The sequence below is a fragment of the Mesorhizobium sp. M7A.F.Ca.MR.362.00.0.0 genome (assembly GCF_004023175.1).
In the GTDB taxonomy this organism is placed as follows: domain Bacteria; phylum Pseudomonadota; class Alphaproteobacteria; order Rhizobiales; family Rhizobiaceae; genus Mesorhizobium.
In genome coordinates this window covers 1-2,705 of the sequence record NZ_RZTF01000586.1, presented here as the reverse complement: position 1 = coordinate 2,705, position 2,705 = coordinate 1, and the positions used below count along the sequence as shown (strand labels likewise).

Genomic DNA, 2,705 nt, shown 5'->3' with positions numbered 1-2,705 from the left:
CCTTGCTGACGATCCTCGGGTAATTGGCATCGGGCTGCGCCTGCCTTGTTCCAATAACTTCAACGCGGAAGCGCCACTCGTCGCCGTAGTCGTACAAGAAGGTCATTGCCGAGCCCACCTTCTGGAAGGCCGCGATGACGCGTGTGCCTGTCACGCTGCGAGAGCCGCTCCCCTCTATGTCGGCGAAGAGTTCGAACCGCTGCGGCGAGTCGAACAGCTTTCCCGTCAGCTTTGAATAGAAGCCGTAGGCGTGGTCCATGTCGAAGCCAAATGCCGCTACGATGGCTTCGGCCAGATCCGCTAGGGTGCTCAAACTCGACACCTCGATGTCCCGATAAAGCCGTGCCCGAAGAGAGGCTCGGAAGATCAAGGTCGCGGGCTCAGTCATGGCGGATTTCAGGCACTGACGGTTTGAAGGATGATTTTGAAGGGGTTCGTGCCCGGCGCGAGACGAGCCGTGTCGACGACGGTTCGAATGTCGGCTTCGCCCTTTGCGGCCCACATGGCGCGATAGCCGTTGGTGATCTTCCGTTGAACGACGGCGGGTCTGAGGGCGCGTTCGCAGGCGTTGTTCGTCGCGTCGACCATTCCTGGCCATTGGGCAAAGGTCAAAAGTTGATCGCGAGCTCGCCTGAACTTGTTTTGGATGTCGCGGGCCAGATCGCACGACGTTGTGGTGGCAAGGATATCGTTCAGACTTCGCTCCAGGGCGCGACGCTTGCCGGCGATGGTCGAGGCGGCGAAGGTTTCGACACCGTCGGCTAGTGCGAAGGCCCTTTGCAGCCAGCGCTTGAGCCGTGAGGGCAGCATGTCCTCACTTGCCTCGTCCGCATAGGCGACGTCGCGGGCGAGATGCGCCAGGCAGGTCTGATGCGCATTTGCGTGCCCTTGTTGCGCGGCATAGCGATCGGAACACCAGACGTCGGGCCGATGGCCGTCCATCAGGGTCCGGACCACGACGGCGCCGCGCGTTGGTGCCGCTTGATGAACAACCGCTTCGGGGCAGCGAAACACCCAGTGGTAGGCGTTGCTTCCTTCGATCCGCACGCCGGTCTCATCGGAGGCGATGACCTTGGCCCGGCGCAACGCCGCGACGGCCTTGTCGCACTCGGCCGCGAAGGCGCCCTGCGCACGGCGCAACATGTTCATCAGTCCGCCCTGGCTGATGGTGAGACCGAAAAGGTTCGCGAACGCGCCCTGCAGCCGCTCGTAGGACAGGGCCTGGAAAGTCTTGAGATAGGTCGCTACGGCGTGCACGCGTGGCCCAAACGGCGTCCCCTTCGCCGCATCTGGCACAGCCGCGACGACCAGCGTGCCGCAGGACGGGCAACGGACTGCCAGACGCCGATGGCGCTCAATCAAAGGCCTGATCGCGGGAAGCTCAATCTTATCGTGCTCGCTGACGGTTTCGGCAGGAAGATCGTTCGACAGGCTGGCCCGGCAGCAAGGGCATTGGTCGGGATGATGGTCGATGACGCGATCGGCATCCTCGCTCAGGGCGCGGCTGTGACCCTTATGTCCCGGCTTGGCGCCGCCGGGCTTCGCCTTGTCCCGACGCTCCTTGCGATCGCTCGACGGAGGCTTCGATGACGTGCGCGCGATGTCTTGTCCGGTCGCTGCATCCGCAGCACCAGATCGATCAGTTCCTCCTTCGTCAGACGCTGCAAATCACTGCGATCCATATCCACATGGATTCAGGGATTCTTGCCCCTGACAAGGGCGTGGGTAATTACTCTTTTCTGGTCCTCATCCTGGTGATCCATTCGTCATCGTACAGCCGAAGCGGCCATATGTGGAAGAACTGTCGCAGCGCAACGGCATTCTGCGGGTCGGGGTCGCGAGGACCAAATGGGGTGCGGTCGATGTCGACCCGGAAGTGCTTGAGGCGGTCGAGTCGACGGCCACTCTTCTGGAGGAAATGGGCCATATTGTCACGGATATCGAGTCGCCATATGAGCCATCCGACTACGTTAAAATATGGCTCGGCCTGTCAAGTTATAGCGCACGTTCACTTGAAGAAGCGGCGCGGTCCATGGGACGCGCAATCAATGCGGACACTTTAGAGCCCGCCAATCTCAAGGTTTACGAATACGGCAGAAATTTACAAAGACAAGAGGCGGACTTACACGAGACGTTGCAAAGAATGCGGTTCAGTGTAGGTGAGTCGATCGAGTCCTTCGACATCTTGCTGACACCCACGATGCCGTGTGGGGCTATACCCCACGGCGCCACGTGTAGTGCGACCAATCCTACGGTGTCTGCAGAGGAATTCACAGCAGCGGATGCCGCACTTTGTCAGTACACTGGAGTATTTAATGTTACTGGACAACCTGCGGTATCATTACCTTTGGCACAAAGCGCAAGCGGTCTGCCTATTGGACTTCAAATCGTGGGCCGCTTCGGCGACGAGGCGACCCTTGTCCGTATCGCACGCGATCTGGAGGAAGCCATGCCATGGAGTCACCGGCTACCAAAGGTTCGAGCAGGAGGCTAAGCAGCAGCACTGCCAATGCCGGGCAACGCGTCGCCGCTTGCATACATGGGCGCCGGTGCCGAGCATCGCCCGCCAGGCACGTGTTGGAATCCTCCTCCGGGCCGAGGCGGCGGTCGTCTACGGGATCGATGCTGTATGCCGGCCGAAGCCTCGATGGGTTTTGTTGCAACGGCTGAATAGGGGCGCAGAGAGGCCTGATGCGAGGTCAATC

The 2,705-nt window shown here is 60.6% G+C and carries 2 protein-coding genes and 1 pseudogene; 1 reads left to right on the top strand and 2 read right to left on the bottom strand.

Annotated elements, in window-relative coordinates:
- A partial coding sequence (locus EOC06_RS35570; RefSeq protein WP_128309998.1) for a hypothetical protein occupies positions 1-388 on the bottom strand: 388 nt, incomplete at its 3' end.
- An 8-nt stretch (positions 389-396) separates the two neighbouring features.
- Positions 397-1,682: pseudogene (locus EOC06_RS35565) on the bottom strand (IS66 family transposase).
- Positions 1,683-1,768: 86 nt separating this feature from the next.
- Here EOC06_RS35565 and EOC06_RS35560 point away from each other — a divergent pair.
- Complete coding sequence (locus EOC06_RS35560) at positions 1,769-2,494, top strand: amidase family protein (protein ID WP_128309997.1); 726 nt, start codon at positions 1,769-1,771, stop codon at positions 2,492-2,494.
- Positions 2,495-2,705: the final 211 nt, after the last annotated feature.